5 protein-coding genes are annotated in these 6,765 nt (G+C 66.1%); 4 read left to right on the top strand and 1 reads right to left on the bottom strand.

Features of this window, described 5'->3' with window-relative positions:
• A partial coding sequence (locus GCN75_RS27475) for a glycoside hydrolase family 31 protein (RefSeq protein ID WP_152285179.1) occupies nucleotides 1–2,183 on the bottom strand: 2,183 nt, incomplete at its 3' end.
• A gap of 358 nt (nucleotides 2,184–2,541) precedes the next feature.
• On the opposite strand from GCN75_RS27475, the gene GCN75_RS27470 reads away from it, so the two are divergent.
• The 4 genes from GCN75_RS27470 to GCN75_RS27455 are packed head-to-tail and all read left to right on the top strand — an operon-like array spanning nucleotide 2,542 to nucleotide 6,765.
• Nucleotides 2,542–3,678 carry an SIS domain-containing protein gene (locus GCN75_RS27470; protein ID WP_152285178.1) on the top strand — a complete coding sequence of 379 codons (1,137 nt, stop codon included), beginning with the start codon at nucleotides 2,542–2,544 and terminating at the stop codon, nucleotides 3,676–3,678.
• Nucleotides 3,665–4,612, top strand: coding sequence for an ROK family protein (locus GCN75_RS27465; RefSeq protein WP_152285177.1), 948 nt, complete (start codon nucleotides 3,665–3,667; stop codon nucleotides 4,610–4,612). The genes GCN75_RS27470 and GCN75_RS27465 overlap by 14 nt, the downstream gene beginning before the upstream one ends.
• Before the next feature lie 5 nt (nucleotides 4,613–4,617).
• Complete coding sequence (locus GCN75_RS27460) at nucleotides 4,618–5,961, top strand: D-tagatose-bisphosphate aldolase, class II, non-catalytic subunit (RefSeq protein WP_226941602.1); 1,344 nt, start codon at nucleotides 4,618–4,620, stop codon at nucleotides 5,959–5,961.
• A 36-nt stretch (nucleotides 5,962–5,997) separates the two neighbouring features.
• Nucleotides 5,998–6,765: a DeoR family transcriptional regulator gene (locus GCN75_RS27455; protein WP_034781637.1), complete on the top strand. Its 768-nt coding sequence runs from the start codon at nucleotides 5,998–6,000 to the stop codon at nucleotides 6,763–6,765.

The following is a 6,765-nucleotide window of genomic DNA, read 5'->3' as shown; positions in this document are numbered from 1 at the left end:
ACGCGCTCGCCGGCCCGCACGGCGGCCGGGGCCTGGCCCGCCAGCATGCGCAGCGCGTAGCCGCGGCGCGCTTCCTGGCCCTGGTACTGGCCGTCGACGGCGCCAATCTCCACGCGCACGTCGCCGGCCGTCTGGCGCATGCGGATCACTTGCTGGCTGTAGGCGCCGCCCTGGTACTGGCGCGTGTTGCCGTCGTCTTCATACAAGGTGTATTCGGAGTCGCCGTGCGGGTAGATATCGAGGGTCAGCTGGTCCTTCGGCTTCTGGCCGTCGTACAGCATTTCCGGATACATGGGCAGGATAGCGCCGGCCCGCACGAACACGGGCAGCTTGTCGAGCGTGACCTGCAGGTCCAGGTCGCGTCCCTTGGCGTCGGCCGTGGCCTGGCGGCCATCCCAGTAGTCGTACCACGTGCCCTGCGGCAGGTGGATGCCCTTGCGCCAGCCGCCGCTGACGGCCTGGCTGCGGTAGACGGGCGCCACCAGCACGTCGCGGCCCAGCAGGAACTGGTATTTGTACGCTTCCGTGTAGGCGGCCGGGTCTTGCGGGTAGTCCCACATCAGGCCCCGTACCAGCGGCGCGCCCGATTGCTCCGCTTCGCGCACCAGCGTATACATATACGGCGTGAGGCGCATCTTGAGTTTCAGATAGCGGCGGTTGATGTCGCGGTACGGCTGCTCGAACCACCACGGGTGCTTGCGCTCGGCCGCGGCCCAGCCGGACATGCCCATCAGCACGGGCGTAAAACTTTTCCACTGCAAGTCGCGCAGATAGGTTTCCGGGCTGCCGCCGAAGATGGCGTCCACGTCGCCGGACGCATACGCCTGGCCGGACAGGCCCGAGCCGATCAGGGTCGGGATGTGCCAGCGGATGTAGTCCCAGCTGGCGCTCTGGTCGCCCGTCCACGCCACGGCGTAGCGCTGGATGCCGGCCCAGCCCATCACCGTCCACAGAAATGGCCGGCTGTCGGAGTTGTTCAGGATGCCGTCATAGGCCGACTTGTTCGCATCCATGGCGAACTGGTAACCCTTGCCCGTCCACGCCACGTCCAGCTTTTGCACGCGGCTGCCCGCCTGGCCCACTTCCCAGGCGATCTTGTCGACGCCGTTTTCCGTCCACAGGCCCGTGCGGAAGCCGTAGCCGGCCAGGCCCTTCACCGTTTCCGGCAAGTTCGTGTAGCCGCAGCCATAGCCGTCGTTGGGCAGTATCCAGCCGCCCGGCATATCGTGTTCGCGGTATTTGCGCGCCACCGTTTCCACCACGTCCGGCGTCTTGCCCGTGGGGCCATCGGTCCAGCCCTTCGGCACGGAACCGGGCTTTTTCACGTTGTCGCCGTCGTTGTAGCAATCGGCGTCGCCGTATTCCAGCGCCCAGCGGGGCAGCATGCGGGCGCGGCCCGTCAAGTCCGTGTAGCGGGCCACAACGTCGCGCACGTCCTTGCCGACGAAGAAATACGCGTCATAGCGGCCTTCCGCGTGCTGCAGCGAGATTTGCTGCGTGTCGCGCAAGTCGTAATTGCCGTCGGACCAGGTATTGCGCAGCATGCCCCACCCGCGTGAACTCATCAGGAATGGCGCGGGATTCGGGCGGTCGCCCTCTTCCCAGCCGCCCGAGTACGACACGGGCACCTGCCTGCCCTTGAATTCGAAGCGGCCATTCTGCTGGCCGCCGCCAAAGTAACGTTCGCCCGGCAGGCTGGACAGCACCTGCACGCCCTGCTTGTCGTCGAGCGACAGCGGCTGCACCTCGCGCCACAGCGGCGTCGCGTCGCCCTTGCGGAACAGGGTAAAGCGCAAGGGTTTGCGGTCGATGCGCAGGCTCAGGGCCTCGGTGCTGATCAGGATATGGTCGGCCTGCTCGCTGAGCTGGTACGCCACCTGCGCGGCGGGCTGGCCCACGACGATGGGCGCGGCCTTGTCGCCGGGCTCCGTCAAGCCTCCCTTGCCGCCCGCCTGGATGCGCAGCACGTCCACCTGCGGCAGGCTGATACGCAGCTGCACGCCCGTGTCGCTGCGCACATCCCAGCCCAGCGCATCGCCCTTGGCCACGTCGGCTCCATGCACGGCACTCAGACTGGTCAGGTTGCCGATGGGCGCGGCCTGCACGCCTGGCGCGGCCAGGGTGGCAAGGGCGGCGAGGACGCAGGCGGCAAGGGCGCGGCGGGGAAGCGGGAGAGGTTTCATCTGTAGGCTTTCAGAAAATCGAAGTGATGGAAATACTTTAAGAAGAAAAATAAATATCGTCAATCAAAAGAAAGTTTTGGCAGCAATTTATTAATAAAATGCCCAAAATTAGCGCATTTATCTTACGAATCACCAAAATCGCACAAAAAAAACTTTCGTTATCGTGGCATTTCAGCGACAGGCCGCAGCCGCACAGGCTGTCATGCGGCACTGCAGCACGCTTGAGAGCCATCTCCGCCCTTATAAAACGACATTATTTCGCAAGCCGCGAAATAATTTACTTTCGTTTTGCTTTCGTATTTGACTTTTCGAAATTTAGTATTTATGCTTTCTCCAACAAACACTTTACTGACACTCCATGACTACCCTTCTTCAGCGTGACATTCAAACCTGGCGCGACATCGGCGGCCTGCACACGGCCGAGGAAATCGCGCACCAGCCGGCCATCTGGCGCGCGCTGGCTGCCATTTTGCGCGACGAGCAAGCCAGCCTGGCTGCCTTCCTCGGCGACGCGCTGTCCAACCCTGCGCAGCGCGTCATCCTGACGGGCGCCGGCAGCTCGGCCTACGTGGGCGAAATCGTCGTCGACACCTTGAATGCGGCCTGGCCCGCGCAGATCCGCGCCATCGCCACCACCACCCTGCTGACGCACCATGAGCTGTACCTGGAAGCGGATGCGCCCACCCTGCTCGTCTCGTTTGCCCGCAGCGGCGACAGCCCGGAAAGCCTGGCGGCCGTGGAGCTGCTGCGCCAGGTCGTGCCCGGCGCGCGCTTCTTGAACATCACCTGCAACGCGGACGGCAAGCTGGCACGCCAGGGCGCCAACGACAGCAACACCTATAACCTGCTGATGCCGGCCGGCAGCTGCGACCGCGGCTTCGCCATGACCAGCAGCTTTACCAGCATGCTGCTGGCGGCCCTGTCCGTGCTGGGCAAGGATACGGACCTGCAGCGCCTGGAGGCCCTGGCCGGCCTGGGCGAACAGGCCTTGCGCGACTGGTCGGCCCCCGTGGCGGACCTGGGCTCGCAAGCCGTGCAGCGCGTGGTCTACCTGGGCAGCGGCCCGCTGGAAGCGCTGGCAAAGGAAGCGGCATTGAAAATCCTGGAATTGACGGGCGGCCGCGTGATGGCGATGGCGAATACGCCGCTGGGCTTCCGCCACGGCCCAAAATCGGCCGTCACCACGGAGTCGCTGGTGATCCTGCTGCGCAGCAGCAAGCCGCTGGCGCGCCAGTACGAAGACGACCTGCTGAAAGAACTGCAGCGCGACAGCGTGGCGCAGCGCTGCCTGACGGTGGGCATCGGCGGCGACCTGTCAGCCGACGCGCCGGCCTGGCCCGACGCCTGGCTGGCGCCACTGTGGCTGCTGATGGCGCAGCAATATGCGCTGCACCAGTCCGCGCTGCTGCAATTGCGCCCCGACAATCCATTCGCCGGCGGCATCGTCAACCGTGTCGTGCAGGGCGTCACCATCTATGGCCATGACCAATTCTAACCGTCCCCTGGGCTACCACGGCATCGACATCGGCGGCAGCAAGATGGAGCTGGTCGCCTTTGCCGACCGCGATGGCGCGCTGGCCGAGGTGTTCCGCGAACGGGTGGCCACGCCGGGCGACGATTTTGCCGCCTTCGTGCAAGCCATCGTCGACCTGGTGGCGCGCGGCGACGCCGCCCTGGGCACGGCGGCGCCCGTCGGCATCGGCTTGCCCGGCGTGATCGACAGCGCCAGCGGCCGGCAACTGAGCTCCAACGTGCCCGCCCTGAACGGCCGCCTGGTGGCGCAGACCCTGCAGCAGGCCTTGAAACGTCCTGTCGCCATCGGCAACGACTGCCAGTGCTTCGCCCTGTCGGAAGCGCAAGGCGGCGCGGCCGACAATGCCGCCAGCATGTTCGGCGCCATCCTCGGCACGGGCGCCGGCGGCGGCTATTGCGTGGGCGGCCAGCTGCTGCGCGGCTTTAACGGCGTGGCCGGCGAATGGGGCCACTGGACCCTGCCCGCCACCCTGCAGGCGCAGCACGGCCTGGCCGAATACCCCTGCCCGTGCGGCAAGACGGGCTGCCTGGAACGCTATGTCTCCGGTCCCGCCATGAGCAAGCTGCACGCGCACTTCGGCGGCGACGGCGCCGAGCCGCTGGCCATCGTGGCGCGCGCCAACATGGGCGACGCCGTGGCCGAACGCACGGTGGCCGTGCACCTCGACGTGCTGGGCCACGCGCTGGCCGGCCTGGTGCTGGCCTACGACCCGCACGTCATCGTGCTCGGCGGCGGCCTGTCCAAACTGCCCCACCTGTACGACAAGCTGCCGGCCGCCGTCAAGCGCCATCTGTTCCCCGGCGTGCACGTGCCGCCCATCTTGCCGCCCCGCTTTGGCGACGCCGGCGGCGCGCGCGGCGCGGCCCTTTTGATACGACAACATACGAAGGCGTAAACATGATGAAGCAAGTGGAAACCCCGACTTTTACCCTGTCGCCCATCCAGCAGGTGATCAAGGCGCACCGCCGCGGCGAGCGCGTGGGACTGTACGCCGTCTGCTGCAGCCACCCGAGCGTGCTGCGCGCCGCCATGCGCGTGGCCAGCGAGTACGACACGGTGCTGCTGGTCGAAGCGACCTCGAACCAGGTCGACCAGTTCGGCGGCTACACGGGCATGACGCCGGCCGTCTTCCGCGACACCATGCTGGCACTGGCCCGCGAACAGGGTTTCCCCACCGAGCGCCTGGTGCTGGGCGGCGACCATCTGGGGCCGAACGCCTGGCAGCATCTCGATGCGGCTACCGCGATGGCCCACGCCGAGACCCTGATCGCCGCATATGCGTCGGCCGGTTTCCACAAGATCCACCTCGATTGCAGCATGCGCTGCCTTGATGACCCGCTGCAGCTCGACGATGAAACCGTGGCCGCCCGTTCGGCGCGCCTGTGCATCGTCGCCGAAACGGCCGCTGCCGCGGCCGGCTTTGCGCCGCCCGTCTACGTGATCGGCACGGAAGTGCCGATTCCCGGCGGCGAGGCATCGCTGGCGCAGGCCGGCGCCGTCACCAGCCCGCAGGCGGCGCGCCGCACCCTGGACGTGCACCGCCGCGCCTTCCTCGACAATGAGCTGCATGGCGCCTGGCGCAGGGTCATCGCCATGGTGGTGCAGCCGGGCGTCGATTTCGACCAGAGCAGCATCCAGCATTACGACGCGCCGGCGGCGGCCGAACTGTCGGCCTTCGTGGCCGAGCAGCCCGGCCTCGTGTTCGAAGCCCATTCCACCGATTACCAGCGCGAATCGGCGCTGCACGCCATGGTGCGCGACCATTTCGCCATCCTGAAAGTGGGTCCGGCCGCCACCTTCGCCCTGCGCGAGGCGCTGTACGCGCTGTGCCAGATCGAGCAGGAACTGCTGCCGGCGCACGCCACCTCGCAGCTGATGCAGGTGCTCGACGACGTGATGGTGGCCAAGCCGAAGAACTGGATCAAGCATTACCTGGGCACGCCCGAGGAACAGCGCCTGATGCGCCGCTACGGCTTGAGCGACCGTTGCCGCTATTACTGGGGCGAGCCGGAAGTGGCGGCCACCGTCGACAAGCTGCTGGCCAACCTGGACGCCGTGACGATTCCGCTGCCGCTGCTGAGCCAGCACTTGCCGGAGCAGTACCTGGCCGTGGTGCAGGGCAGCCTGCAAGCCCAGGCGCCGGCCTTGATCGAGCACAAGATCGGCGGCTTGCTGGCGCAATATGCGCGCGCCTGCAACCGCAATGCGGCACTGCCCCCCATTGCCGAAGCGGCAATCTGTTAAGCTCGGTATTTTCATTTTTTTACTGAGCCCGCCACCATGCGAAATACCAGCCAACGCCGTGAATCCATCCTCCAAATGCTTGCCCAGCAGGGCTCGGTGCAAGTGACCGATTTGGTGGAAAAGCTCGGCGTGTCCGCGGTCACCATCCGCAGCGACCTCAATGCGCTGGAAGCGCAAGGCATGGCCACGCGCAGCCACGGCGGCGCGACCCTGACGCGCACGCCGCCGCCCGAGCACACGATACGCCAGAAGGACGCCATCAACCACGAGCAGAAGGAGCGCATCGGCGCCTATGCCGCGCGGCTGGTGGAACCGGGCGACAACATCATCATCGACTCGGGCACCACCACCATCTCGCTGGCGCGCCATCTGCGCGACGCGACCGGCGTGACGGTGGCCACGAATGGTCTGAACATCGCGTGGGAACTGGCCGACGCACCGGGCGTGGACCTGATCCTCACGGGCGGCCTGCTGCGCAAGCAGTCGCTGTCGATCCAGGGCAGCCAGGCGGAAACCTGTTTGCAGGCCTACAGTTTCGACAAGCTGTTTTTGGGCGTGGATGGCTTCGACCTGCAGTTTGGCGTCACCACCCACCACGAAGCGGAAGCGAGCCTGAACCACAAGATGGTGGAACGGGCGAAGAAAATCATCGTCCTCACGGACGCCTCCAAGTTCGGCCGCGTCAGCCTGCACCGCATCGTGCAGCTGGACCGCGTCGATACCGTCATCACCGATGCCAGCATCAGCCAGGAGTACCGCGAAGGGCTGCAAAAGCTGGGCATCGAACTTTTTATAGCGGAATAA

This window comes from Janthinobacterium violaceinigrum, assembly GCF_009208555.1.
GTDB lineage: Bacteria > Pseudomonadota > Gammaproteobacteria > Burkholderiales > Burkholderiaceae_D > Janthinobacterium > Janthinobacterium violaceinigrum.
The sequence above is the reverse complement of the archived record's forward strand: the minus strand, read 5'-3'. Positions and strand labels throughout refer to the sequence as shown.